20 protein-coding genes are annotated in these 25,587 nt (G+C 57.8%); 9 read left to right on the plus strand and 11 right to left on the minus strand.

The window, feature by feature from the left end; genetic code table 11:
* Positions 1-89: 89 nt before the first annotated feature.
* The 6 genes from VSR82_RS32745 to VSR82_RS32770 all read right to left on the minus strand — a co-directional run bounded on the left by VSR82_RS32745 (position 90) and on the right by VSR82_RS32770 (position 13,418).
* The gene (locus VSR82_RS32745; RefSeq protein ID WP_498858398.1) at positions 90-1,592 is read right to left on the minus strand and encodes a DEAD/DEAH box helicase; all 1,503 of its coding nucleotides are present in this window, start codon (positions 1,590-1,592) and stop codon (positions 90-92) included.
* A 55-nt stretch (positions 1,593-1,647) separates the two neighbouring features.
* Positions 1,648-6,756, minus strand: coding sequence for a DNA methyltransferase family protein (locus tag VSR82_RS32750; RefSeq protein ID WP_498858399.1), 5,109 nt, complete (start codon positions 6,754-6,756; stop codon positions 1,648-1,650).
* A 2-nt stretch (positions 6,757-6,758) separates the two neighbouring features.
* A complete protein-coding gene (locus VSR82_RS32755) occupies positions 6,759-9,716 on the minus strand; it encodes a DEAD/DEAH box helicase (protein ID WP_498858400.1) in 2,958 nt (985 codons plus the stop codon).
* 1,616 nt (positions 9,717-11,332) lie between these two features.
* Complete coding sequence (gene repC / locus VSR82_RS32760) at positions 11,333-12,307, minus strand: replication protein C, IncQ-type (protein ID WP_498858401.1); 975 nt, start codon at positions 12,305-12,307, stop codon at positions 11,333-11,335.
* Positions 12,304-13,230 carry a helicase RepA family protein gene (locus VSR82_RS32765; RefSeq protein ID WP_498858402.1) on the minus strand — a complete coding sequence of 309 codons (927 nt, stop codon included), beginning with the start codon at positions 13,228-13,230 and terminating at the stop codon, positions 12,304-12,306. Before VSR82_RS32765 ends, repC begins: the two co-directional genes overlap by 4 nt.
* Positions 13,227-13,418, minus strand: coding sequence for a hypothetical protein (locus VSR82_RS32770; protein WP_498858403.1), 192 nt, complete (start codon positions 13,416-13,418; stop codon positions 13,227-13,229). Before VSR82_RS32770 ends, VSR82_RS32765 begins: the two co-directional genes overlap by 4 nt.
* Before the next feature lie 381 nt (positions 13,419-13,799).
* Between VSR82_RS32770 and VSR82_RS32775 the strand changes: the two genes are divergently transcribed.
* The 3 genes from VSR82_RS32775 (at position 13,800) to VSR82_RS32785 (ending at position 16,735) form a co-directional block, all read left to right on the plus strand.
* Complete coding sequence (locus tag VSR82_RS32775) at positions 13,800-14,567, plus strand: hypothetical protein (protein ID WP_498858404.1); 768 nt, start codon at positions 13,800-13,802, stop codon at positions 14,565-14,567.
* A complete protein-coding gene (locus VSR82_RS32780; RefSeq protein WP_498858405.1) occupies positions 14,564-15,169 on the plus strand; it encodes a PM0109 family protein in 606 nt (201 codons plus the stop codon). The genes VSR82_RS32775 and VSR82_RS32780 overlap by 4 nt, the downstream gene beginning before the upstream one ends.
* A 654-nt stretch (positions 15,170-15,823) precedes the next feature.
* Entirely contained in the window at positions 15,824-16,735 is a 912-nt protein-coding gene (locus VSR82_RS32785) for a restriction endonuclease (RefSeq protein WP_498858406.1), read from the plus strand.
* Between the two features lie 90 nt (positions 16,736-16,825).
* Here the strand turns inward: VSR82_RS32785 and VSR82_RS32790 are convergent, their stop codons facing one another.
* The 3 genes from VSR82_RS32790 to VSR82_RS32800 all read right to left on the minus strand — a co-directional run bounded on the left by VSR82_RS32790 (position 16,826) and on the right by VSR82_RS32800 (position 18,647).
* The gene (locus VSR82_RS32790) at positions 16,826-17,689 is read right to left on the minus strand and encodes a uracil-DNA glycosylase (protein WP_498858407.1); all 864 of its coding nucleotides are present in this window, start codon (positions 17,687-17,689) and stop codon (positions 16,826-16,828) included.
* Between the two features lie 108 nt (positions 17,690-17,797).
* On the minus strand, positions 17,798-18,427 hold the full coding sequence (locus VSR82_RS32795) for a hypothetical protein (protein WP_498858408.1): 630 nt from the start codon (positions 18,425-18,427) through the stop codon (positions 17,798-17,800).
* Positions 18,417-18,647: a hypothetical protein gene (locus VSR82_RS32800; RefSeq protein WP_498858409.1), complete on the minus strand. Its 231-nt coding sequence runs from the start codon at positions 18,645-18,647 to the stop codon at positions 18,417-18,419. The genes VSR82_RS32795 and VSR82_RS32800 overlap by 11 nt, the downstream gene beginning before the upstream one ends.
* An 895-nt stretch (positions 18,648-19,542) precedes the next feature.
* Between VSR82_RS32800 and VSR82_RS32805 the strand changes: the two genes are divergently transcribed.
* From VSR82_RS32805 to VSR82_RS32815, 3 genes are all read left to right on the plus strand, one after another.
* Positions 19,543-20,820, plus strand: a complete 1,278-nt coding sequence (locus VSR82_RS32805; RefSeq protein WP_498858410.1) for a hypothetical protein — start codon at positions 19,543-19,545, stop codon at positions 20,818-20,820.
* Between the two features lie 58 nt (positions 20,821-20,878).
* Entirely contained in the window at positions 20,879-21,208 is a 330-nt protein-coding gene (locus tag VSR82_RS32810; protein ID WP_498858411.1) for a single stranded DNA-binding domain-containing protein, read from the plus strand.
* 335 nt (positions 21,209-21,543) lie between these two features.
* Complete coding sequence (locus VSR82_RS32815) at positions 21,544-22,374, plus strand: hypothetical protein (protein WP_498858412.1); 831 nt, start codon at positions 21,544-21,546, stop codon at positions 22,372-22,374.
* A gap of 784 nt (positions 22,375-23,158) precedes the next feature.
* Here the strand turns inward: VSR82_RS32815 and VSR82_RS32820 are convergent.
* Positions 23,159-23,464: a DNA-binding protein gene (locus tag VSR82_RS32820; RefSeq protein WP_498858413.1), complete on the minus strand. Its 306-nt coding sequence runs from the start codon at positions 23,462-23,464 to the stop codon at positions 23,159-23,161.
* A 28-nt stretch (positions 23,465-23,492) separates the two neighbouring features.
* Between VSR82_RS32820 and VSR82_RS32825 the strand changes: the two genes are divergently transcribed.
* Together VSR82_RS32825 and VSR82_RS32830 are read left to right on the plus strand one after the other, a co-directional pair.
* Complete coding sequence (locus VSR82_RS32825) at positions 23,493-23,909, plus strand: hypothetical protein (protein ID WP_498858414.1); 417 nt, start codon at positions 23,493-23,495, stop codon at positions 23,907-23,909.
* A gap of 18 nt (positions 23,910-23,927) precedes the next feature.
* On the plus strand, positions 23,928-24,251 hold the full coding sequence (locus VSR82_RS32830; RefSeq protein ID WP_498858415.1) for a hypothetical protein: 324 nt from the start codon (positions 23,928-23,930) through the stop codon (positions 24,249-24,251).
* A 443-nt stretch (positions 24,252-24,694) separates the two neighbouring features.
* Here VSR82_RS32830 and VSR82_RS32835 read toward each other — a convergent pair whose 3' ends face one another.
* Positions 24,695-24,985 (minus strand): hypothetical protein, encoded by a 291-nt coding sequence (locus VSR82_RS32835; protein WP_498858416.1) that lies wholly within the window; start codon positions 24,983-24,985, stop codon positions 24,695-24,697.
* Positions 24,986-25,021: 36 nt separating this feature from the next.
* Here VSR82_RS32835 and VSR82_RS32840 point away from each other — a divergent pair, with 36 nt between their 5' ends.
* A complete protein-coding gene (locus VSR82_RS32840) occupies positions 25,022-25,213 on the plus strand; it encodes a type IV toxin-antitoxin system AbiEi family antitoxin domain-containing protein (RefSeq protein ID WP_498858435.1) in 192 nt (63 codons plus the stop codon).
* Positions 25,214-25,587 lie beyond the last annotated feature (374 nt).

Below are 25,587 nucleotides of genomic sequence, written 5' to 3' on the forward strand. Positions count from 1 at the left end.
TGTTCCAGTACCATTCGCACAGCCCGCTCACGAACTTCCGGCGAGTACCTCGGGGACTTCTTCTTCGTGTTTTCCATAGCTCCATTTTCTCAAGAAGTGGAGTCTCCGGAAAACCCGGGGCGCTTCAGCCACCCTGTGGTGCGGCACTGGCTGCATTGCACCATAGGCAAATAGACGCCATCACGCTCGCCCGGCAAATCACGCTCGCTACGCAGTTGGACTTCCTCCTTCACGGTACTGAGCTTGCCGACCATGCGACGCAGCTCCCGTATCCAGAGCTGGGTGCGAAGCGTGACCAGTGGTTGGTTGTGCTCCCGGCGCGCCCATGCAACAAGCACGAGTAACGCGTCGGTAACCTTGGCAACATCGTCGCCGCTCGCCGCCGGCATGCTACGCGCGAAAGCTTCAGTCAGGTCCCGGTAACCAACAGTTCCGTCTTTGGCGAGTCTGAGCAGGTTGACGAACAGCTGGTGGCACTTGAGCAGCGTCCCGAGTTTCTCGCGCCATTCGGTGTTGCCCACATCCGGCAGCTCGGCAGCGCCCATGAAAAACAGCGGAAACCAGGCCGCCACGGCTTCCTCGGGACTGGTATAGTGCGTTGGGTCGAGACTGTCAATCACATCCGGATGATAGGCAAACATGTAATCGACAGTCGAGTCACCGAGGAAATCGTCCATCGACTGGCGGCTTTCGGTGATGACCGAGTCTTCCGGAAAAGCCACGCCGAATACTTCTTCTGCGTACTGCCGCAGCGGACTGGTATCCGATGTGCCGCCAAGCGTCGCCGATGTGCCCGCGCATATGAGATGATTCTCCGGCATTCGGAGCCGCGCACGCAGGCGGCGCAGCAGCAGCGCAAGGTCCGTTCCTTGGGCACCGTCGAAGGTGTGCAGTTCATCGACCACCACATAGCGCAACGTGGTCGGTGTGTTGGATGCCCATAGCTGCCGGTCCTTTGGACGCAGCATCAGGTAGTCGAGCATCTTGTAGTTGGTCAGCAAGATGTCCGGCGGATTTTTGCGAAGCGTTTCGCGGTCGGTAATGACACTATTGGGCGTCATCACGGTCCCCTGACCGGGAGATGCCATCTGGCCGCCGACGTACAGACCGACACGCAAACCTGCGAAGGCGGGCACCTTGGCCACCAGTTCCGCGATACGGCGTGCCTGGTCAGAAGCCAGTGCATTCATCGGGTAGATGACCAGTGCCTTAATGCCAGCCTCACCCGCCGCGCGGGCACGTGCACAGTGGTCGAGCACCGGGTATAAAAAGCACTCCGTTTTGCCGCTGCCGGTACCGGTTGCGACCAACGCGCTCAGCGCCTTGCGGTCACTGGATAGCCGCTCCCACGCCCTCTCCTGATGGGTGAATCCCTCGTACTGCGTTTTGAAGGTGGTAAAGAATTTGTGGCCGGCCGTGCCGGTGCTGAAGGGCAGTCCAATCTGCACATAGGGGCCCTTCAACCAGTTGTCCTCACCCTCGACAAAGCGGCTCATCAGGCCGTGGGTGAATGAATCGGCCGGTTCATACGCCGATATGAGGAACTGCTTCAGGCCAGTCTGAATGTCTTTTGCGAGCAGCGAAGGCAGCATTTTTCGCTTCGTCCTATTGGGTTTTCTATCGCGGTGTCAGTTTGGGCCGAAACAGTTAGTCATGCTCAACCATTGACCTTAACGCAAACGCCGCCCACGCTGTGTGATAGTCGTCTTCCCTATTGGCTCGGGCGAAGGGTGCTATATAGGTGCGTTCTACGGTGCGCGGGCCTCCCGGAAGTGTGTCATCGGTTACCCATTGCGTAATGACGGTTCCGTCAGGAACCTTCGCTTTGCCGCCGGCCTTGACAACTTCCTCGCTGTCGCTAGCCTCCGCTTCAGCGTAGTCCCAGAGGTCCTCCCAACCTAAATTGCCTTCGCGCGACTTGCCGTCTGGAGTCGCGATGCGCGCTTTCGGCCCGTTACGGGTACCCTTGCGCGGCAGGCCGACGCCAATCAAGCCTTTGCTGTTCGTGAATACAATACGGCCGTTGATGTCGTACCAGGTGTCACGCTCATAGCCCTGCATCACGGGGAATTGCACACGATAGATAAGAAGAAGTTCGTTGAGCGTCAAACCGAGTGCCTGCGCCACTAGAACGTCCATCTCCACGAGTGCCATGCGGCGGCCGTAGTCGCTACGCAACGCGCAATCGCGTGTCCATGTGCTGGTAAGTGCGGTCCAATGATTCTGTGGCAAGCGCCGATTATCTGGCTGACTCCAGCGTTGCTCAGAAAAGGTCACGTCGTATGTCTGCTCCCATAGAGGACCATAGTGGTCCGCTAGGCAATTAAGGACCAGATAACGAGAAGCGACTTCCGGAATCCAGCCCAAGAATGGCAATCTACCTACAAGTTCCCCGCGCATATCACCTTTTCCGGTGCTCTTGACAAAAAAGTCAAACGGCAGCGACGCCATTGCACCAGAAAATGCGGTTAATTCTGAATAGCTTCGGAATACGATAGATACACAGCTGTCGATATGTCCCACACCTGGTGGCACCAGTGCACAAATAGCACTCCGCTCTGACGAGCTTCCAATTGCCCGCCTGTGTACGTGTCTGAAATAGTCGGTGGACGCCCTCTTCACACTGCTGGTGTCTTCCATCCAGCCCACCCGGGGGACTCCGAGGAAGTACGAATTCCTGTCCGATTTCGGCCAAAAGTTTGTTCTAGGGAGGTAATCGCTCGGCAAGGTTTCGAGGTCGATAACGTCGTAGTGGCCCTTCTCGGTAGACACCTGGCGCGGAGTCTTGTTGAACGGGTTAGCCAAGAAGAAATGAGGGCCGGAAAGAACCCAGTCATCGGACGACTTAGGAAACGCGGTATCAGTCGGCAAGCGCCGACCTATTGTTCCGTCGGCCTGCTGACGAGTTTCATGCCACATCTCGTTCACTATTGACACGTCATGCAAGTCCGAAAGCCGGCGCTTGACAGAAGCAAGCTTGAGGAGGACCGAGTTGAGACTTGAGGCGTGCAACGACGGTAGTCTGGCGCGGCGGGCTGACGTGCCCGGCTCGTCATAAAGTCGAGCGAACACTTGCAGTCCCTGCTCGTCGACGCGGACAATGCGGTGGTGGTGTCCGGCTGTGTTCCATTGGCCTTCTTCGTTCTTAATACCTCCAGGCAATCCCATCCCGTCATGCTGGTAACAGGCATCTACGGTGTTCGGCACAAAAAGGTTAGCAATAGTGTCGAAAGATGGGTGTTGCAATGGCGGCCCGTAAATGTTGATGCTGTATTTTTCCCGATGAGCGATTGGGAACAACATCTTCTGATTCTGAAACTGAAAATGAAACCGCAATCGCCTATATATGGCTTCGCGCAGTGTGCCGCCTTCGGGGTCGTCGTATGGCCCTTCAGGATGCAGCAGCCCGGTCACACCCGATGCACTGGTGAGACGCCAAGCAAGCGGCATAAAGCATTTGTACAGATTAGTCTGGACGCCCTTGAGCAGCGAGTAGTTCTGTACTGAACTCAAAAAACTTTGAGTACCTTCCGCTTCTTGCAATTCCTCGGTCCACGCGGTCTGCAGGCCGGAGAACTCAGAAAAGGCCTCGCCGCGCAGCTTAGCTAAATCGCTGGCACCGAGCTTTCGGATAGCGAACAGAGGATTTTTCTCGCCTAGGATGCCGGCCTCGTTCCACTCCACTTTAATCCAAGGCGGATTACCGAGAATCAGGTCGAAGCCCCCCCTACTCAACAGTACATCTGCGAAGCACAGTTCCCAGTGCATGAAGCGACGCGCATCGGCAATCGCTTCGACCATGGCCACACGTGGGAAGTACTGTCTCAGCTTGCTGATACGCAACTGGCCTAGCTTGTCATGCAATTCCGGTGGGTCTGCCAATTTAGTCAGAGACAGCTGGGTCTGGAAACCAATCAGGCTGCCCTGAACCTCTGGCACAAGCGCTTGCGGTAGTTCGGGTTCGACGGGTTGCAGGTCGAGGCCATATTGCGGGACCACGTCCACTACGTTGCCTTCGAGGATTGCTCCAATTTCCATCCACCACTGTTCGCGGTTCGGCAATTGCGCGGATTCAGTAACGGGCCAGAACCACAGCGCACACCAGTAGTCCATCACCAGCTTTAGACGTCGAAACGGCGTGGCAAGGTCGCCGTCCTCGTTCAGTAAGCCCTCACGGCGAATTCTGTCTTTCTCGGCTCGGCTGATATGGCCGGCACCAGGTCGTTGCGCACGGTCTCTGTGCGGCCACACATCCAGCGCGTCCTCGGTACGATTGCGGTCACGCGTAAGCGCCTCGGTATGCTCCGCCCAGAGTTCGTCCACCCGTGCACTGAGCTGCTGCAGGCGAGCAATCTCGAAGTCCGCCAGCGGTGCAGTGAAACCTTTACGCCAAGCCTGAAGGTGCTTGAAGTGTTCCGCGTAAAGTTTTTTCGCGTCCTTATCGGTGAAGTTCACCATGCCCGGGTCCGGCAACAGGAAGTGCCATATTTCATCCGGCTGCCGCGGGTCCGTCGCAGTCGCTCGACGCGGCGGCTCTTCGTGCCACGCAGGCTTGGCGCCCTTGAGCAACGCGGTGGCTTTGAACACTCGATGACGCGCGCCGATGAGACTATTGCCAGTAAAGAGCTGGTAACCGAACCAGGGCACACGCGCTGGCAACGGCTTCCCTTCCGCGTCCTCACCGCCGTAAATGGCGTTCAGCCAGATGGACACCTCGGCGAGCTCAACCGCGACGGGGTTCAGGTCAACACCGAACGCGTTGCGGTCCGCCATATACATTCGAACCTTCTGCAGTTCCCGCGGGTACACGTCGTGAGGAATGCGTTGCCTGAGTTCCGCTTGTTTGCGCTCCAGGTAGGCTTCCGCCAGTTGATTGACAGCCTCATTCAGAAACGCCGCGCTTCCCATTGCGGGTTCGCATATCGTAAGCGTCAGCATATCGTCGGCGCATTTCACGCGGGTGCTGCTCAGCAACTCCTTGAGCGCATATTTTACGAGGCACTGCGTAAGCACTTGGGGCGTGTAATAGCTCGCGCTCTTCTGCCGGTCGCGGCCGGCCAGCCGGTAAATGAATGAGCCCTTCGGGTACATGCGCAGCCTGCGACGGCCGTTGTCGTCGACGTCGTAGACCTTTTCGTCGTCGCGGTATTCGTCGATGCGGCCATGCGGCACGAACCATGCGTTTTCGAGCTTGTCGGCTGCGGAATCGCTCGCGCGCGCGCGGCGGCTAGCGCTGTCGTCTCCGTCGCCAGCATCGCCGTCTTCGTCATCGCCACTTGTCGCCGCGCCCGCGTTCTTCGGCGCGGGTTTGACTTCGTACAGGTCTTCTTCGGCGAAAAAGCCGCGGTAGCTGAGCAGCGCCTCGTAAACCGCCCCCAGCTGATTGATGGAAAGCATCTGGTAACTGACGCGACCAAGGCGACGACCCTTTCCCTGCGCCTTGCTGAGCGATAGCAGACGGATGACGCGCTGCCACACCTCATTCGGAAACTGCACCTTATCAAGCAGTGGCATCGCACTGTCGTCGAACAGGCGACTGTCGAGCGGTGCCAGTGCAAAAACGTCCATCGCACCTTGGGCTACGTCGTGCAAATGATGCTGATTCTCCACGCCGCAGCCATGGGCGACCAGCCTGAACAGGCGCCGCAGCGTCAGGTCAAAGTATCTGCCCTCGCGCGCGTGTTGAGTGGCGAGTGGCTGCATCTCGAGGTCGCGCAGGCTTTCGAGGCTATAGCCCTTGAGGTAGACCTCGCTCTTCTGGATTGGCACATAGCCCAGCTCGGGTCGAGCTTCAATGTAAAACATAAAGAGCAACCGGTACACGAGACGCAGGCATTCGAGACTCAGCGCACCGGCTTCGAGCTTGTAGGCGCCGGAGTAAATGCTCTTCTTGCTGCCCGTAGCGAGTTCATCGAGCTGGCGTGCGGCCTCATTGCCAAAGATTTCGATGGCCTCACGCAATGCGAATTTGAGGTCCTCGCTGACGCCGAACGCATGCTTGTGTGCATTGCTATCCAAACTCTCAAGCAAACTACTGCCCTCGCCGGGGGCAAGGCAATCCTGATGCAGCAGCGCCGCACAAGCTTTGAGCGTGTCCGCGTCCTTGCGGTCGAGAATGTCGGCCCAATTGAATCGCAGAGCGCGGTTATTCGGCCACTTGTAACGGTCAAGCAGCAACCACTCATCAAGACCGACCAGCAACACATAGCGGGGCGGATTGTCGGCGCCGAATACGGCGTCGGACAGCATCACCGCCCCAGTCTCCCCACGCAATTCGGCGGGCACAGGCTCACCTCCGTAATGGAACGTAGTGAGTTGGTGGTCGAGGAGGTCGTCGTCTTCGGCGCCGGGATGGTAGGCTGGAATTATGGCGAGGCGCGCGCTCTGTACATCCCAGACTGGCACTGGTAATCCGTTGACGAACTCGTGCAACGTGAGCGTGCGCGGCGGCTGGCGATAGCCGAGCGCCTGCATCAGGCCAGTCTGCAGCTCCATGAAAAGCTGCCAGCGCTCATATTCATCACGGCCACGCGCAACCTGACCCCGTAGGGCAAACCAGCGCTGCGCCCAGCCCTGCAGCCGTTTGTATGGAGCGCGGTGAGCCTCATCGCCAGGGTGCTGTGTCTCCTCGGCATCCCAGTCGGCCAGAAGGTCCCTGATGTCGTCCTTGAATACCGCGGTCAGGTACGTGTGGCTGTAGAACTCGTTTTCGTTGCTGATACCAGCAAAAGTCTGTACGGCGTCGAGTACGGGCATAGTTAGACTCCGGCAGCTTCGGGATGGCACACACCGGCCAGTACCTGAATCCAGGGGCGCGGTTCAGTGGTCAGGGTGTCCTCCACCCAGCGGCGGTAGTCATCAAATACTTTGTGGATTTGCTGGCTACGCCGCTCGAAGCGGCCTTGCTTGACGGTTTCGAGCTGCTTTTCCAGGTTCAGTGCAAGCTGTTCCATCTGGCGCCTTTGGAGGCGCTCCAGCTCGGCAAGGGTGTCCTTCAGCCTCGCCTGCATGTCGGCGGAGAAGGTCTGCTGACGTTCCACCATGAACTCGTGCATGTGTTTCACCGCCAGTGGCAGCGCTTGCTGCATCTTCGCTTGGACTACCTGCAGCGAGAGCGTTTCTCCACGGTTTGGCAGCCCACCCGCGCGGATGCCCGCGCGTTCGATAAAAGCATCGAACGATTCCAACGCGAACGCGCCGTCGCCGTTGCGGCTGGCTACCTGCCAATCGACCAGCAGCGGCTGGCCTTTTCGGTTTGGAATCAGGCTCATCAGAATGAACGCCTGTTCATCAGGCGCGACCTTGTGGCTTTGCAGCAACGGCGCCTTGTGACGACCGAAGTGCGTGAGCACCCGGTCACCGAGCCACTCCATGATGGGATGCTGCGGCCATAGGTAGTGCTGCTGCGGCCACGTTTCTTCTTCTGAGCGCGCCTGACGGGCGATTTCAATCGCGTCCATCATACGCTTCGCGCTGGCGCAGAGCGTGTAATGGTCGTTGTCGGCTTGCACTTCACGAGGGAGTTGACGTAGACGTTCCTGAAGGTCGCGCGGAGCGGTCAACGCGATGACCTGTTCCTCGTCGTGCGAGGTCCAGTCGCACAATGTCTGCCCCTGATTGAGCTGCGTAAGGGCAGTATTCGCGTAGTGGTAGTCACTCTCAAACAGCGATGCACGGTCGTCAATCTGGTCGAGACTGCTACAGGCAAGCGCGGGCGGCGTTTTGTCTGCGCGACCGTCTTCGCTGTCCGTACCACCACCAAAGAGCTGCATCAACCAATCGCCACCGTCTTCGTCGACGCCGTCGTTTGCGGCATTCTGGTCGAGCTGAGCTTCAACTTCCTCGGGTTGCATTCCATCCGCCATGAAATCGGCGACCTTTGCCTCCTCTTTATCCGGGTCGAAAACGTTGAGAAACGCCGATGGGTCACCGAGATTCTGGTATGCCTGGTCATCCTTGGCCTGCAAGATTTCAAGAATGCGCAGGTCACCACGAATTTTTTCGTTCACTGTTTCGGTAAACAGATAGAGGATGTTCGGCTGATGCTTCTGCCCATATCGGTCTACGCGACCATTGCGCTGCTGGAACACCATCAGCGACCAAGGTAGGTCGAAGTGCACGAGGCGATGGCAGAAGTAATGCAGGTTCAGGCCTTCGCTCGCGACGTCGGAACACAGCAACACACGCAGCGAGTCCTCCTTGCGACCAAAGCGCTCAACCAGAGACTGCTGGTCGGTATCGGGCAAGCCGCCATGCAATACGGCAAGCTGATTCGACTTGAGCTCGAGGTCAATCGCAAGCTGCCTTTGCAGCCACTCCAGCGTGTCGATACGCTCGGAGAAGATGACCAGACGGTCATCGGCGTTACGCGGCTGCCAACCGAACTCGTCTGAGCGCAACTGTTCGAGCAGCCGCTGGTACTTGCTGAAGCTGCGCGCCGTAGAGTCATTGACAAGCACCTTGAGCGCATCAGCCAGGACTTCAAGACCTTCCACCTCGGACAATTCTTCGGGCGTAGGACCTGACTTATTCCGCAACACCGCAACACGCCTGTCAGTCGATTTAAGGGCCGCCGCGGGACTCGAGAAGAGCGCCTTCTGCATGCCCACGCGCTGCAGTTCCTGCTGGCGCCCCCCGTTCCTCTGGCCGCCCTGCGTGAAAGGCACTTCGAGCAGCGCACGGTACGCAGCCTCCTCCTCTGCACTGGCATTCTGGCGCAAGCGAAGGGTCCTGCGCTCTTGGAAATCCGATTGCACCTGGTCCTTGATGTCCTTCTTGAACCGACGGATAACCAGGCCCTTGCTGCGGAAATCCTCTGGCGTGTAGTTATCCGGGTCGGGGATGGCTGTCGGGTCCAGCAGGCTCATTAGCGACGCAAAGCTTCGAGCCGAGCCATCATGAGGTGTCGCAGACAGGAGGATAAGCGTATCTGAGCGGCTTGACAGCAGCCGCGCCAGGCGCGCACGACGAGACAGGCCGCCTTCTCCGGCCCGAGCGGCCACGTTATGGCATTCGTCAATGACGATGATGTCCCACCACGCATTCTCAAGATAATTTCGATACTCGAGATTGCTCTTGAGCGTATCGACGGAGATGATGCTGCGGTCGAAGTAATTGAACGGGTTATGGTTTGTTGGAATCCGGTTGCGCACGCGGGCAAGGCCCACCGAATCGAGACGGACCAGAGGAATCGTGAAGCGACTCCACCATTCCTTTTGAAATTGCGTCAGCATCGCCTTCTGCGTGACGACGAGGATGCGCTTGCCACGCCCGCGCTGAATCAGCTCGGTTGTAAGAATTCCTGCTTCCAGCGTCTTACCAAGACCGACCGCGTCGGCAATCAGAATGCGCGAGCGCGGTTGATTCAGCGCCTGCAGCGCAGGGTCGAGCTGATACGGCACAACGTTCATCACGCCGCGGTGACCGAGATGGATGCGCGCGTCGTTCGCCACGCCACGGCGGCGCAGGCTTTCGAGGTACAGGACGGTGGCGTTGTACGTGGGGCTAGTGTCGGGCACCAGTTCGGTTTCCGCTGGGTCGAGGACCTTGATTGTGTCTTCCAGTTCGGTCAGAAACAGCGCTGACCGACCTTGAACCAGCGCGGAGACGCCGTCGCAAGTCAACATCGAGCCGCCGTCGGTCGTGGGGTCGACACGGCGAATAAGCCATTCCTCGTCACGGATGACGGCACGCGAGCCTGGTGCGAAGAGAAGCATGTGGTTTGAATTCCCGAAATCAATTCGTTTTTATTGTCACTGCCACAAGGAGCACCCGTCCGGTCCGTGACAGGCGTGACCCCTTGTCGTAAGCAAAGCTTTAGACACTGCACCCCGAATAATAGAGAAAACAGGACATTCTCATCAAATTAAAAAGGCCGCAGTCGGGCTGTACGCCATGCGCCCCGCCCGCGTACGTTATATGACCGCCGGAGCATAGGTAGTTTGCGGCATCCGTATTGAGGGCCAAAGACTTTGGCAAAAGTCCCGCGCGCCAAAGAAGGAGGGGGCGTGAGTGCTGGGCTATAGGCCCTTTGGATACCACAACCTAGCAGCGCCATCATCAATTTGAACTATCGGAGCGGCGCGGCTCATAAAACTCCTCAGTTTAGGGGTCCAGTAACTGGGCCGTCTTCGCGCCTGAATAGTCGATATGCATATAGCGCCGAAAAGCGGCTGGCATGGTTACCCTGCACGACGACCGCTCCCATGGGTGGTGTGCGCAGCCTCACCGGCAAAACCAGCGCCCGGCAGCGAGACCCCAGACGGCGACGCATAACTGAAGAGCCCCGCCAGGCGAAGTCCATGTTTCACTTCGACGCGAAGTGAAACATTCCGGTATCCGGTGCCTGCTCTTCCTGCTCTGCCAGCTCTGTGACAAGGTCCGCTTCTGGCCGTCCTACCAATGGGACATTCCGCCAGGCCGCTTTGCGATTGTCGAGGCCTATCCGTCCATGTGGAGACGCGGTCTTGTCGTGCCGGAGAACATGACTGGCGACCAGTACGACGCCTACGCCGTCGCAGTATGGCTGCGGCTTGCCGACCTAGACGGGCGCTTGCAATCGGCGTTGCACCCTCCGCCGACTGCGTCCGAACGTGCTGTGGCTCAGGTCGACGGGTGGATTGTAGGTGTTACTCCGCCGACACGCCTGAAGCCTAGGTATAACAGTTGCGCGACGCATCAAGCCGTCGAGCGCGCCGCGCCCTGCCCTGTGCGGCGCAACGCGCCGCCCCTTGACCGCCGTATCGTCAGAGACCAAAGTGCCAACTCCCGACGGGTACGGAAACTGGTTTTCGGGAGAGCAGCGCTCTCCCCTGCCGCAGTCCGCAATCGCACTGACAATTAGCGTCAGGTCTTGCCCGAGGTCTCGCGCTGCATGCTTCCCTCTGACCTACCGGCACCTCTTTCACCTGTGCAAGGCCGCCTGTCGCGAGCGCCGCGTCGGGGCGAGGTTAAGGAGCTTACTTTCCTCTCCTTCTGGTTTTATAAACGAGTCCTTTTCGGAAGAAGCGGTTATCTGAAGGGCTGTTTTCCTGCACAGTCTTGCAGGGCTTGCCTTCCAGCCATTTCGCCAGATGCCCCCTAATTAACCGCGGCGCAAAGGTGAACTGGCGTCGGAGGTTGCCAGCCCCTTTAATCCGAAATACTCTTTCTTTAGAAAGAGTAGAGTGACGATGTCAAAAGTCTCGCAAAGCCTTGCGAGGTAGGCCTTTCGCCGCTCGGCCCTGTTCATCAAATGCCGACCTCCGTTCACGAAATGCCCCGGCATAACGTGAACGCCCCCTATCTCGACAGCACGCGTCAATAACTGGCGCGTTCCTTTTGCTTCGGCGTTTCAGACACACAGCGCGGAGATGTCCACCGCTGCATTAGGAGCAGGCTTGCCCGGAGGACGCGAAAGGTCGTCTTTATGTCCATCTGGACCTCGGCCAGCTTTAGCGCGAACCGTACCGACTCTGCTGCGTGCTTTGGGTTCCCAGTCTTCTGACCATCGCACAATTCGCACAGTGCCCGGAGTGTTGGGCAGTTGCTTGACCGTCCAGCCTCTGACGGCTACGAGCTGCTCCAATGCGTCGCGGATTGCCTGCCGGCGCCTCCGACGAGTACCGTCGGCGACTTCGTCATCTAGCCACACAAACGTAGCCAAGGTATCGAGCTTGAACTGCATGGAGCAGCCGGGCCGAATGTAAACGGACAGACTACAATGTAACGCTCTCGCACAGTCGGTCGAAAGGAGAAGGCGCTGCCCCAACGACACAGGCGAGTACTGACCACCGAACAACGTTTCGGCGAGTCGCCAATTGAGGACGACGTCCACACCAGCGCTGTCGCTTCGACGCCAGGCCAACAATCGCGAGGACATCTGCTTGCCCTCGACCTCGCGACGCCAGACCGTCACCTCGCATAGGCGCTCGAGTTCTTTACGAATCTGGCGGGATGCGCTGCCTCCGTCCTCCTTTCGTCCGAGCCTCCGACCGAGTTCCGCAAAGCTCACATTGATGCTGGCGAGCGGAGGTCTCTGTGACTCGTTACTCGGATACAACTCATCCTCCATCGCAGCAACTCTAGCACCATGTTCCGATGCATTCGATTGCTCTTGCGCCAGCTCAAGCAGCACAAGCAGAAGGCTCTGCTCCGGAATCCCAAGCATGTCTGGGCCGCGCCAATTCCACGTTACTCCACCGAACTCGTGAGAGATATCGAGCTTTGGCCGCGCATTATTTGGTAAGGAGCAAAACGCGCCTGAATACGCAAGAGCCGTATCGTAGCGGACCAGGCGAATTTCAACGAACTTGCTCCATTCGCTCATCGCTGCTTCCTCGACGTTCGTCCGCATCCCGCGCCAGCTGACCCTGACTTCTCGTTGGACCATCGAACCAACGCCCCCGTGTCCGGAACCCTTCGCAAGACGACGGGTGATGGCGACTGTACATAGTTGGCCTTCGAGATATCGAGTCTAATGAATTGTGGGCGTTCTTCCTTCGTTATTCCAAGTGTCTCGGCAAATGAGTCGGACAAGCTAGACAGATTCGCTTGCCATCTCACGCCATCGGTTAGAGCCGACGACCCACGTGATGCTGATGCCTGGTCTCCGGTCCCACTCAATGTCGAATTGCGGTTTGTATGATGCGCAAGCAGGACTGCAGCTCCCGTTCTCTTGGCGAGAGATTGGAATCCTTCTATTACGTTGGTCATACGACCACTATCGTTTTCGTCGCCGTCGTGGAATCGGCGCAGCGGGTCCCCCACAATTAGTCGCGCGCCCTCACAACAGGCAAGCAACTCGCGAAAGCCATCCCCGCGCATAGCGTCACCGGACATAGAGACGAGTCGCCCCTCTCCTCCCAGCGGATACATAAAGAGGTTCTCAGCCAGGCGGTCAACGATGGTCAAACGGTCGTCACGGTTATCCGCTTGCATATCGGCAAACAACTGCCTAACCGACCCGTGAAGACGGTGATGCATTACCGCCGTGGTTTCTTCTGCAAAGAAAGTAACGACCTTGCGCGGCGCCGATACCGAACACCCCTCCAGAGCACCGCCGACAAACGGCCCTCCAGCGGCGATTGCCAGCGCGAGTTGCGTAAGGAGCATGCTTTTGCCCGTTCCGCCGGGCGCTGCAATGACACCGACCGAACCCGCCAGCAATCCAGGCAAGACATGGTCGAGCTCAGGAGGTGACGTGGATAGCATCGCCCGGATGTTCATTTTGAACTCGGTGAGCGTCTTCATCGGGAACCCCCGACCACGTGTTCCGCAAGCCACGCCTCGACATCACATTCGCGCCAGCGCAGCAGACGTGTACCGGGAATATGCAGGCGCGGCGGCACGGCCGCTGGATTGCGGCGCAAGTCTTTTTTGATGGTCTCGGGGCTGCGTCCAAGAAGCGCAGCAAGTTCGTCAAGGTCAAGCAGTTTCAAGGTTGTGGTCCCAAAGAAATGGTTTTCTGGGACACGGGAGGGCGTTTGTTGCCAACACGTGCCGTTACGTGCCGCGAGGCGCCGTAACAGAGCATTTAGTGCGACGTGTTTATATTTCTGTCGCAGGAGCTGGCCCGTGTGTGGTTCCTCGTTCGTATCACACTCGACAACCCAGCGAAGCTTTACGTCGCCTTTTCGTGACTACTCGGGTCGAACACCAGAATGATTTGAGATGGTAAAGTCAACGCTGCGGCGTGTTCGGCCCAGAACAAAATGCCGGCCCCCTTTACCGAACAAGAAACTAACAAGCGCTAATGCGCGAGACACCACATGTTGACCGCAATATTGCAGGGAAAGCGAAGAGGCTCGGGGTTAGAGGGAATGGCTCATCTGCTTTCCAATGCCACCGGCTCCGAGGACCTCTTGACCTCCCTCGTCTTCGAGCGAGTGTCTTATCTCACCGACGACGCGCTCTCAGCGTTCTGGGCTGCCCTCTTACCTGCAGATGTTCGTCCGTTCGGGCGCATCGAATCTATTGAGTTTTGGCCACGCTTGGAACTCAATGGCGGATTCGTAGAGCCCGATGTAGTTCTCGTAACCGAGAGTGCATTGGTTGTCGTCGAAGCGAAGCGTTGGGACCAGATGGACCAGCAATATTCGCCGCAGGTAGCGCAAGAGATACTCGCAGTTGCCAAAACAGAGCCTCTCGCAAAAGACTTGCCACTTGTCCTCCTTCTTGTCGGCGGCCGGCAGGATACCTCACCAGAAGCGACTTTGGCGTTCGAAGCCTTGGTACAGAAGCAGCTTGTTGGCGAGCAAGTATTCAGCGAGGTAGAGATTCGTGCCGTTAAGTGGGCAGACATGCTCAACGCGTTCGCCGCAATCGCACACTTGCATCCGGGATATCAACGAATGCGAGATGACGTCGCGGCAGGTCTAAGCTTCCATGGACTCGTCCGCAAACCTGAAGTACGTTTGCACGAACTGCGCAGAGCGAATCTTAAGGCCGAGACTTTCGCGCTCGCAGTTGCAACTTGTCCAAAAACTCCTTCTGCGGCTGCCACAGACCGACCTGCTTCCCCCTTCGCATCCGTTTTTGGTCTAACACGTCTGAACATCAACTTCGAGAGATTCTCCTTTCACAAATGACCTCACGCGACGACCTGATTGACGTCCTGAAGGACGTGCGCAAGGCATATCGACTTCTCGCCGATTATCAGTCGGCGCTCTTGACTCTCGTGAACGACATCGCCCAGGAGGTGGGTGCAACCTACTACTCTGCAGCATATCCAAACTATCCCCCACGGAGCTACAACGTCAATCCGTTTGAAAAGAAGACGGGCAAAGATTTCCTACCGATGCTGGGCGCATCGCACCTCTTTCTCGCTGCCCGCAAGGATAATCCGGAACCCCAAAACAATCCGGAAGCGGGAGATTTTCTAGTTGATTTCCGCCTGATTTCCGACACGAATGAACTCGAAGGGCGCACGTCTGTTCCCGCCGAGTCCGCAGAGAGCCTGCTGCTCGTGTATGTGTACCGCGCGACCGAAACACTTCCAGAAGGTACAAACTGGTATCACAAGATTTGGATGAACACCGATTACCCGGAGTCCGACGGAGAGTGGTGTCGCACAACCCCGTTCGCATCCGTTCATGTATCTCGGCTTACGTTCAATCTCGTCGACTTCGCCGACCCAACCGTCGCCCGTACGGTTGCTCGTCGCATTCTCGACGGCATAGAATCAAAGTAGTCCAACTGTTAGGGCGCGTTTCGGCAGTTTGTCGACTCACGCCCTCGTGGTTTCCCATTTATTTGGCTCGAACCGCGGCCCACTCTTTTGTTTGCAAGGCCTCGAGCAGGCTGTCCTTACCCGAATCGACGGCTTCGCCGATGCTGCGCCTCAGCTTGTAGTCGGACATTGTCGGCAGGAGCCGTTCCGTAGTGTCCTGCCCTCACGGCAGCGCTCGCCTCGTTGATGACGGCAAACACCACATCGTGTGGGTCCCGCTGAATCCTAGCGACAGTGCACAAGGGGTCGAGCGCCTTGTTCAATGCAAAGACCTTCGTGGCGTCGATGCGAACCTCGCTGTCGCCAACCACGCGGCCAGCCTCGACAAGCAGTCACAGCGCGTCGTCGACTGGCGACGGGGGTCACGTTCGCGGGCAGCGGCCGCCTTATGGGCTGCCTCCTGCTCCGGACGCATCTTCTGCTGCGCGCCGTGCAAAGAACCTCGTTTTCGACGTGGTAATCTCCGCTAGCATCAATTTGGCAGAGTTCTCAAGCAGCCCGTTTTCAGACGTTCGCCGCAGTATCCGAACGCATCCTCAGTGAACTCACAAGCTAGCAGTGTCCTTAGCACAAAGCGCGAGTAAAATTTGGGGGGCGCAACTTGAGGACAGCAACATGGCAATCCCTTCGTTCCAGCACTTCTTTTTGCCGTTTCTGAACTGCATCTCCGATGGGAAGGAATACGGTCTGCAAGACCTGATGGACCATCTGGCAAAGACGTTCAACCTGTCACAAGACGATGCCAATGAAGTCCTGCCCAGTGGGCGCGTGACTCGGCTCAGGAATCGAGTTGCATGGACCCGTACGTACCTGTCGAAGGCCCTTCTGGTGGAATCGTCCGGAAGAGGCCGTTTTCGGATTACTCAGCGGGGCCGCGAACTATTGGCAACTAATCCGGCCGAACTCGACGTTCGGTCGTTGAAGAAGTATCCGGAATTTCAGGCGTTTCAACAAGCAGGTACCGACGACAACGCCAGCAACAGCACAGAAGAGCAAGTGGTCGCGGGCGAAACGCCAGAGGAACGGCTGGAATCCAGCTACCTGGCACTTCGCAAAGAACTGGTGCAGGCACTGCTGCAGCAGGTATTGAATACGTCCCCCGCCTTCTTCGAGCAACTAGTGGTCGACCTCCTGGTTGCAATGGGCTACGGCGGTTCTCGGGTGGATGCAGGCAAGGCTGTCGGACAAAGCGGCGATGAAGGCATCGATGGCATCATCAAGGAAGACCGGCTCGGTCTGGACATCATCTACCTGCAAGCGAAGCGCTGGCAGAACCCGGTCGGGCGGCCGCAAGTTCAGGCGTTTGTAGGCAGCCTTGTCGGCAAAGGTGCAGGCAAAGGCGTCATGCTCACCACCTCGCGGTTTACTGATGACGCCAGACAGTTCGTCAAACATCTCCAGCAAAAGGTTGTGCTTATCGACGGGGAAGAACTGGCCGCCCTGATGATTGACTTCAACGTCGGCGTATCAGCCACGACACAATATGTGGTCAAGAAGATAGACCTCGACTATTTCGGCGAGGAATAGACGCATCCGTCGTTTTGGAGGCAGGGCGTGTGTTTGTTCGCCCCATCCAGTACCTCCTGCGTACGGGAGTTCCCTTTTGCTTGCAATGCCTTATTTGGGAGCCACGCCGAGAAGCTCCAGGGCCTTTCGGAGAGCTGCAATTTCCGAAGCAAAACAAGGCGACAAGGTTTCTCCCGCCTCCTGAGGCTGCTGGGCGAGGACGGAAAGCGATTGAAGCACAGCGCTGACGCAACCTGCGACTGTTTCAGGCTGCGGCTTATCCGACACAGCAGGGCAAGTATTCGCCGACGCAATCGGCATCGGCGCGGCTCCGGGAGAATCGTCGAGATACTTCGCAACTTCCCGGAGGACGCCGAGAATAATGTCGCGGTTGCCCGGACGGTTGTTAACGAACAATGGGCTTGGATGCGGAGACGAAAAAAGAACAAGGTCTGGGCGCAGTTGCTCGACTTGCTCTCGCGCCCTCTGTGCCTTTTCGCCCATAAAAACGACAGCACGCAGGTTTGGGAGCATTCCAATCAGTCGGGGAAGCGGTTCGAGTCCCCTCTCTAGGTCTGCTGCCGTGGCAGCTCGAATACGCGTTCTGTCTTCTTCACCGATGTACCAAGGAACAGCATTCCAAAGCAGGGACCGCGTACGGGCAATGCCGGCATCGCGATTCAGCTCGAACATGTTTTTCGCTGTTTCGTCTGGGTTGTTACGTGAAACGAAAGTGGACGCGACGGCTTTGGCACCGGGCGCCTCGAGCAAAAAAAGAACTTCAGCGGCTACCCCAGCATCCCACGGGTCAAAGTCGGGAACTGCCGCTCCTGGCCCCGCTTCATGCCGAAGCTCATCCACAAAATCCGTGAGTGGTGCAATGTGCGGCTCGCGCAGCAGCGTGATTCGAACAGCCTTGGCGGCTGGGTCGCCGAGCAATTTAGGGCGGTCGCCCTCGTGGTCACTGCGGTTCATCGGCCAAATTCATTCAGAAGCCACATTGTCCGCATCAATCTCGGCGTACCTGCTCGTCATCGCCTTTCCATAGCTGAATGCATGTGTGAAACAATAATCCATGAGCAGCTACCCTCTCACCTTCACCCACCCCTTGGCCTGCAAGGCTTTAAGCAGGCTATCCCTCCCCGAATTGACGGCCTCGTCGATGCTACGCCACCGCTTGTAGACAGCTGTATCGCGCACGTTACCGGCGGGCGCCAGGCCGTAATGGCCCGAGTTGATGACCGTGGTCGCCGACACAACCGACCGCAGAATCTCGTCCAACGGGTCAGGGCGCGCGTTGGCTTTCGCCGCCACTGCATCGAGCGTCTTGTACAAGGATTTTACCCGAGTCGCATCCATCCGAAACCCCGTATCAGAAGCTAACGTTTCGGCTTCTGTCAGCAGACGCAGCGCCTCCTCAATACGCCAGCGCGGGTCACGCTCACGGGCCGCTTTCGCACTACGGGCTGCTTCTTCCTCTCTCCGCGCATACTCGGCTGCACGCCGTGCCGGCACTATGACCTTCTTGTCGACGTCGGCAATCTCCGCTGGCGTCAGCTTTGCCGCCAGTTGCTCAGGAATTTCTTGCGAGTCGAGGGGCAAGCTGCCGACAAATTTAGGGTCGTGAAAGCCGTGCGTGTTGCCCTCAGCGCCTTTTCGCACGTACCGCAAGCGGTACAGCGACGCTCGTCCGTTGCGCTTGTTAATTTTCATCTGAGGCCTCCTTGCGCAGGCAAAAGGCGATGACATCCGCGAGCTCCGCGGGCGACAGCTTCGCCGCGAGGCGTGAAGGAACCTCTGAGGACCCCATCGACACCCCGCCGACAAATTCACTCTGCACACGACTGTATGTGTCGCTGAGGGTGCCTTTGGGAAAATATTGTTCGCGATAAATCATCGCTAGGCCATTGCGTTCAAAAAGACGAAGTTTCATTTTTCGTGGTCTCCACGAGTAAGGGATACAACGTATAGGCTCGTTGGATAAAACGGTTGGTATCAATGGGTGCGGCGACGACGCATCCTGTAAACACAGGGCGGCGTGGTCGGTGGACGCAGGCTTCCTCGAAAGCATGCGTCATCGGGATACGCGATGAGAGAACCCTCAGCATCGGTCAGTGCGTCATCTATGCACGCCCGGCCCGACGGCACCGAACCTGCGCACATCGGCGGACAAGCGGACGGACGGCGCGGCGTGCAGCCGCGGACCGTGAAAAGGCGCCTCGCTGCGTGCACGGGTCACTGCGGCGTTGGGCGCACGGTTACGGGAGAAAAGCTGCGCGCGACCGGGACCGGCAAGGCGGGGCGGAACCCCGCCGCCGTCCCAGCGCATGGCTTCCTCGCGAGCACGTGCAAGCGCAACAGCGCGCAGCACGGTATCGGCGCGGGGTCCCCGCGCTGCGTCGATGAGTCGGTTGATTGCGCACCGCGGGGCAGCCGGGACAGCACGCCATGCAGAGAGCACAGTTGGTGTCGCCGACCATCGAAGAACATCGGGCATTGAGAAAACGGTATTGGGCGGCGGCGGGGTTCCGCACCGGCGCAGCCGGGCGGGAAGAACAGTCGCTTTGTTGGACGTCGCGACGAATACATCGGTGCTGCGCGCCCCAAGCGCGCAAGGCTGGTCGAGGGGAAGAGACAGTTGCCCCCTGCCCTCGTCCGGCCGGGCGACGAGTCGTTGACGCCACCAACGTCCCCCTGGCGCACATGGTGGGCAGCTTATTGTGGGGCGCTAGCGTAGCGTTGCTATAGGACGTACCGCCGCCATGTGCGCTGACGATACAGGCGATGGCACGGCGGCATCGAAAACGTCCCCCTCTTGGAGCACATCAATGCGCCCAACACACGAAGTACAAAACATAGTCACCGACGATACCTGCATCGGTATCTCGGAGACTCATTCGACAGTCGCGACGGATACCGCCGTTGACCACACATCGACACCGCCTGATGCACCCTGCGTCACGAAATGCGGAAACCATGAGACGCCGGCGGTCGCATCCGCTGCGCCATCTGAGGGCACCACCGAGATGCTCCCGGCGGCATCAACAGGACACTCGACCGGAAAACCGGCGGCGCGGAAAATTGACCGCGGCCTTGTTGCCACCATTGCGCCCAACCAGCTCCGTCACGCGATTCGTCTTCGCGCATTGTCGCTCGCAAACCGGTTTCGCGTTATCCGTACTATTGACGTCGCCATCGCCTGCTTTCCTGAGCGTCCCTACAAAGCCGCACTGTCGGCAGCGCAGCGGGCGATGCGCTCGATGACAAAAGAGAAGCTGCTGCTTCGTTATCGCACGGACCGCTTTCAGCATGTCTATGGTCTAACGGAGCGCGGCGCCCGATGGCTCGACGAGCACGGCATGGACGCCTCGCCATCTGTACGGCGAGTCGCCGACATGAGCAATCCGGAACATAGCCTCTGGATTCATTTCGTCACGCTCGCCAGCGAGGCACGAGGCCTGTCCACACAAACGGAATCAGAAGCGCTCCAGCACCTGAATCGAGACCGCGAGAGCGGCAGCGCCGTGAAGCAGGGATTTGCCACGGTTCTTGCTGGCAACCGGAATTGCATTCTCCGCCCCGACGTCATTTCCTATGAGACCGACGGAGTAACGTGGCACGAGATTGACCGCAGCAAGCGCGGCGCCGACCGTGAAGCGGCGCTCGCGGGACTGACGCGACGCGTAGGCAGCAAACTGGTAACAGGTGACGTACTACGGCGGGTAGTTGTGCACACCAAAAACGAGCGCATCCTCAAACGCGCTCTCGCCATTCTTCGAGACCAGGAGTATGCATCGGACAGACCTCATGCGCCAGGGGAGCGGACCTTCCGCGAGATTGAGGAAGGCATCTTTGAGGTGTGGACCGAAGTCGAGCAGGAGCGGCCTGACGGTCGCATTGGCCTTGATAGTCGATGCATCGGCCACGTCATCATTCAACTCGTTCCCACCTGGCTTCCGAAAGTCCGCCTTGACGCCAAGAACAAACACCCTTTGAGCGGCTGGCTTGCCGAAAACTACCTGCCGTATCGACGACCGTCGAGTCTTGGAACATGGACTCGACCGACTTCGCCGCTACGGCAACCGGTACCAAACATCGATTCATAGCACTTGCTATACGACGAGATGGGACCTCCCCATCTTCAATCGATTGAGGACATAAATCATGCAGGCATTCGGAAACGTCGCAACCGAGCCGGTCCGGAAAGAGGCCAAGGCGAGCGGGAAAGGGTATTGGGAATTTCGTATGTGCGAAAGTCAGCGCGGCACAGACGATAGTCCGACCTGGTACTCGGTTCGGGTCATGCGGGACGTAGATTTGCAGCTTTCGAAGGGCGACTTTGTGAAAGTGACGGGAAAGCTGAAGACCGACTTCTACCTGTCTCGCGAAGGAAAGCCGACAGGTACCTTGCTCATCATCGCTTTTGAAGCGGCAAAAATCGGGAAACCGACGACCCCAAAGGTCACCGAGCCGGAAGTTCCTCAGGCGGCGTGAACACGCCGCACAGCATTATGGCCACCCTCGATGGGTGGCCTTTTCTTGTGCACAGACGTCTCTGTCTACCCGTCAGTGGTCGCGCCCATGCCTTCCCGCCCTGACATCGACGTGGCAAAAAACTCAAATCTAAAGAGATTCTTCCGTCGATATAAACACCTCGTTGCTATATGTTCAAGACGCAATGTGATATGACGAGCTTGCTAGCGTCCGTCCGCTTCATCTGTGTGACAACAGGAAGTGAAATCGCAGACTAGAACTCGAGTTTCGATTGTCCTCACAGGCGGAGAATCCAACGCTCGTCGCTGTAACGCTCAACACATACAGCAGGGAACATGAACCAACTTAGATTCGGAAAATCCGGCGCGGACCTAGAATACTTTTACGGTGTGGTTTCAGGAGGCGGCGCATACGGTCCTGGAATCTGTGAAAAAATCGTAGGGATGTCGGAGCGTGGCGAGTTGATTACAAAACGCCTCGCTTTGCACGACGACCGTAGTGGCTCGAAGCGAAGTGGGTCGGTCAACTACGCACTCACCGGCGATGGCGTGTACAGGGCATATGGATATGCTCAATCGAACAGGAGCGAAGGTCCCGAGGTATTCTTCGAGCTGGTCGAAACTTCGCTCGTCGGGCTAGACCGCCAGGAGCTAGCCGAACGCCTACGGACCATGAGTCCGCAAAACTTTGCAAAAGTCATGCATGCACGGCAGAAAGGCAAGCGGCGAATGGAGTTACTTCCTCAAGTGCAAGCCGAGGTCGACGAACTGACCGCCGACGGCGAGCGGCTTGAGGTTACCGAAGTAAGCGTCAATGACCAGCTTGAACTGAACAGCTTCACCGTCACCCGCTACAAGCCTTGCGGCCATTTCGGTGAAATTTTCGCCAGGTCTGTGGACGGACTTGTCGCTCGACTTTCGGAACCCACGGGGCCGTGTACGTATTGCGAAGCGTTAGCCGCGAAAGCTCGCGCGACGGCAGATGCAATTCAGAGCCTACAGGTTGCAGCCGCGGCAAGGAACCTACCAGAACTCTCCGGGTCACCAAGGCAAATCAAATGGGCGCTTGAAATCCGGCAAGCGTTTAGCGATAAAAATCCGACGAGTCCTCTACTGAAGCGAGCAACAACCGCCAAGTACTGGATTGAACATCGAAATGGCCTATAGGCCCAGTTCGCCGAATTCGATGTTTTCCAAGAATTTTCCGCAGCGTCAACTTAACGCACCAGAACCCGTCTATCTCATGCTCCTATGACTACGATTGCCCATTCGGAATCTATCAAACACATCACTGCCGCCAAACTGCTTCTGAATTATTATCAGACGGTTGAACAGTTTGACTATGCCTATGCTTATTGCCGCGGTCTCCGTCGTTGTTACCACGGAGAAAAATACGGCGACGAAAAATTAGCGAAAATCATTGACAAGAACGAACCCTCCAGAGTGGGGTTCGAAGACGGACTGGCAGGAAGGCCGTGTGATTTCCAAAGGTTCTAGAAGGAGACCCAGACCGGCACGCAAGACCGCATCAGTCCAAGATGAGCAAGCGCGTCATAGTTTTGGTTCGTCCGATTCAGGGGATTTAAAAGATTGCAGCCTTGTAACCGCAGTTGGCCCGTTCTAGACCGTTTCCCTTGCGTAGTCTGAATTAAAAGCAATCGGGGTCCGCATAGCGGACCCCCCCAATAATCAGTTCACGATTTTTCTACGCGAAAAATACATCAGCGTCAATGCACGCGGCACTGCGCCTCGTGTACACCCCAGCCATTTGCTCACATGCAGCCAGAGCAACGTCAGGCATAATGAAATTCACACTCGAGCGTATTCCCTTGTGTGAACACCGTTGTGTGAACAGCGTATAGGTATCGACATCGAGCCGTCTTCGACGTTCAACCACACACGCCGGCAATTCAAGACTTTTATAGACCGTTGATGGAACGCCGAAAAGCGCCTACGGTCGAGACCGACGGGTGTCGTACTCGCAAAATGCCAGCATCCGTAAGTGCCTCCCTATGGTCCCGAAGCTGCCTGTTCCAAGTTCGATTCTCACGTTCACTGCGCTGATGCGCCTTCGTTGCTTGCGCAACGCGACGCACGCACGTACAACATCGGCAGCGGTTATTCCTCTTCTTCCTCTGTTCATCGATGACCTCGAAATCGCCGGCAACGAGCCAGCATCACTGCGTGTAGTCACCGCCGAATTTCGTAATAAAAAGTGCGTGCATATTCCGTAACCATGCTCCATTCTTCGTCCCATCAAACCACACACGAACGGAGGCCATTGAATGGAATCGACCTTCTTGGATAGACAATCTCAAGGAATACGAACCGTTCTTCATATGTCGCCTGCTGTCATGGCTGCGGCTGTTGTCTCGGCACAGCGCAACGAGCTCAGCTTGCAAGAGTGGCTCGACCGCGTCGTCGCCAGCCTGGTCGCGGACGACGAGTCAGAACGCGCCGCTCCGTGGTCGTTACAGTCGGCTGACCTGTTCGCATGGGTCGCCAGTTGTTCGCCGGAAGTGCTGCATGGACGCTGGGCGCTGATGTTCGAACACGTGCTGCTCGAACGCGACCTTTGGTATCAGCCGGAGCCCACGCCGGAAAATATCGCCGAAGATGAACTGCCTGAGGCGCCGTACATCGTGCCGGCGAGACTTCGGAAGGCATGGCCGCGTCTGGTCGCAACCGTTTTCGTCCTTTGACGGATTCACGAGCGAATCATGAGCTACGAGGCCTTTATTCGGGATGCACGCGAAGTATCGCTGACGCCATCGACCCGTCTCCGCGCGGCCTTTGATGCTCTTTACGATTGCTGTTTGCAGCGCGTCGATACAGAGGGCCTACCTGTCAACAGCGTCGAAGAATGCGTACAGGCCGTCGTAACACGCACACTGGCGACACTGAATCTCTCCGCCGACGATGGCACGCTCGTGCGCTGCCTCGCCGACTGGGTGTTGCACGTCGCTCCATTGGAGCCGCTACCGATGACACCTGAAAACGCTGTCGCGCTGGCCGAGCAGCTTCAGAAAACTATAGGAGAGTAACCTTGCTGCGTGTAACGGTTGAACTGTGGCCAGGGGGTCGGGAAAGCGGAAAGCGGGTTATCGCCACTGCCGACATAAGCCGCGTCCGCAATGGTGCGCTTGCTGATTACGAGGTGGACCTCAAGGAGAGTCGTCTGGGTTCAGTTGGCGACACTGCCTATATATGCGACTACCCGCGTTGGTCGGCCAGCGTATGGGACTTGGTAGCAAGAGCGATTGCTGCCGCGCTCACTGGCGGCTGGGAAGAATTGCCACCAAGGCCCTCGCTCCCTGATGTGCCCGTGCATGTAGATGACGGCGGGCGCCGGTATGTACGCCTTGCCGAAATCCCGGAGCCCGCAAGGACGTTTTTCGCGAGGAGCATCGAGTTCTCGGGCGTGCCGCTTCCCGGGTGCGCGTGGGCACACGATTGGCAGGATTTCCTTGTTGGGCAGCGTTAAGTGCTAAAAGGATGCGTAGCGCAGGTTGGTTGGGCCTGCCGACAACACCACAACCCGCACGCGGCAGGTCACGACATTGGTGTAGTCGCTTTCACGCTCAGCAGGATTGCCGGGGTAGCGCGCTTCGTATTGCTCGCCGGCGCACATGCCCTTTTCGTGTGTCCATGTTTCCGAGCGGATGTCTACGTGCTGCACCTCATCGGCTTCGCTCACGTCGGCGTACGAGCCGAGGAATAGCACTTCCGCTTCCGGGTCCACGTGCGCTAGCCGCGCCAGTAGCTCCTTGACTATCATGCCCGCCTCCATATGCTGATTCACAGTGTTCAGCCGATGACTATTGAAAGCCGAATCATCCGCTCAATCCGGCAACGCAGCGTCGTTATTTTGCGCTCAGAAGTCGCACATCTTGGAAGCGCCGCTCAAGTTAGTCGGGTTTTGTCCCGGCGGTTGAGCGATGGTCGACTTCTGCGTGTGAGCAAAGGGGTGTACTGCAATACTTGTATCAATAATTGGACGGGCTAGCTGGCGCCGGCGGCGCCGTTCGAGAGTATCGCGGCAGAAGTTTTCCGTAAGTTGCGCATCGAAGTGTCGCCGGCCCGGCTCGCGCGTGAGTACAACGCAGGGACAACAACACGGCTTCCAGCTAGCGGCATTGTGAGCACAGGCAGGCGGCGGATACGCCGAAAAATCCAAGTCGGAAGCAAAACTGTGACGAATGAGTGAAGACTGTCCCCATGCTCCAAATCACGATATACGACGGCGACGGCGCGGAGACCAACGCTGCGCACCTTAGGCGCTGAAAAAGCCACTGTACTGTTACCAAACGAGCTGCGTTGGAGGGTTTAGGATACGACGCTCAATACATTTCTGCGCTTCGGCGAGGTCGGAGGTACATC

The sequence above is a fragment of the Burkholderia sp. JPY481 genome, from assembly GCF_038900515.1.
GTDB lineage: Bacteria > Pseudomonadota > Gammaproteobacteria > Burkholderiales > Burkholderiaceae > Paraburkholderia > Paraburkholderia youngii.

Excerpts from the sequence above, each read along its gene's own strand:
- VSR82_RS32790 (WP_498858407.1), bottom strand. The coding sequence starts at position 17,689 with ATGAACCGCAGTGACCACGAGGGCGACCGCCCTAAATTGCTCGGCGAC.
- VSR82_RS32755 (WP_498858400.1), bottom strand. The coding sequence starts at position 9,716 with ATGCTTCTCTTCGCACCAGGCTCGCGTGCCGTCATCCGTGACGAGGAA.
- VSR82_RS32805 (WP_498858410.1), top strand. The coding sequence starts at position 19,543 with ATGCGCCCAACACACGAAGTACAAAACATAGTCACCGACGATACCTGC.
- VSR82_RS32835 (WP_498858416.1), bottom strand. The coding sequence starts at position 24,985 with ATGATAGTCAAGGAGCTACTGGCGCGGCTAGCGCACGTGGACCCGGAA.
- VSR82_RS32820 (WP_498858413.1), bottom strand. The coding sequence starts at position 23,464 with ATGGGACGAAGAATGGAGCATGGTTACGGAATATGCACGCACTTTTTA.
- VSR82_RS32780 (WP_498858405.1), top strand. The coding sequence starts at position 14,564 with ATGACCTCACGCGACGACCTGATTGACGTCCTGAAGGACGTGCGCAAG.
- VSR82_RS32810 (WP_498858411.1), top strand. The coding sequence starts at position 20,879 with ATGCAGGCATTCGGAAACGTCGCAACCGAGCCGGTCCGGAAAGAGGCC.
- VSR82_RS32745 (WP_498858398.1), bottom strand. The coding sequence starts at position 1,592 with ATGCTGCCTTCGCTGCTCGCAAAAGACATTCAGACTGGCCTGAAGCAG.
- VSR82_RS32785 (WP_498858406.1), top strand. The coding sequence starts at position 15,824 with ATGGCAATCCCTTCGTTCCAGCACTTCTTTTTGCCGTTTCTGAACTGC.
- VSR82_RS32795 (WP_498858408.1), bottom strand. The coding sequence starts at position 18,427 with ATGAAAATTAACAAGCGCAACGGACGAGCGTCGCTGTACCGCTTGCGG.
- VSR82_RS32830 (WP_498858415.1), top strand. The coding sequence starts at position 23,928 with ATGAGCTACGAGGCCTTTATTCGGGATGCACGCGAAGTATCGCTGACG.
- VSR82_RS32800 (WP_498858409.1), bottom strand. The coding sequence starts at position 18,647 with ATGAAACTTCGTCTTTTTGAACGCAATGGCCTAGCGATGATTTATCGC.
- VSR82_RS32840 (WP_498858435.1), top strand. The coding sequence starts at position 25,022 with ATGACTATTGAAAGCCGAATCATCCGCTCAATCCGGCAACGCAGCGTC.
- VSR82_RS32815 (WP_498858412.1), top strand. The coding sequence starts at position 21,544 with ATGAACCAACTTAGATTCGGAAAATCCGGCGCGGACCTAGAATACTTT.
- repC (WP_498858401.1), bottom strand. The coding sequence starts at position 12,307 with ATGAGCGAATGGAGCAAGTTCGTTGAAATTCGCCTGGTCCGCTACGAT.
- VSR82_RS32775 (WP_498858404.1), top strand. The coding sequence starts at position 13,800 with ATGGCTCATCTGCTTTCCAATGCCACCGGCTCCGAGGACCTCTTGACC.
- VSR82_RS32825 (WP_498858414.1), top strand. The coding sequence starts at position 23,493 with ATGGAATCGACCTTCTTGGATAGACAATCTCAAGGAATACGAACCGTT.
- VSR82_RS32765 (WP_498858402.1), bottom strand. The coding sequence starts at position 13,230 with ATGAAGACGCTCACCGAGTTCAAAATGAACATCCGGGCGATGCTATCC.
- VSR82_RS32750 (WP_498858399.1), bottom strand. The coding sequence starts at position 6,756 with ATGCCCGTACTCGACGCCGTACAGACTTTTGCTGGTATCAGCAACGAA.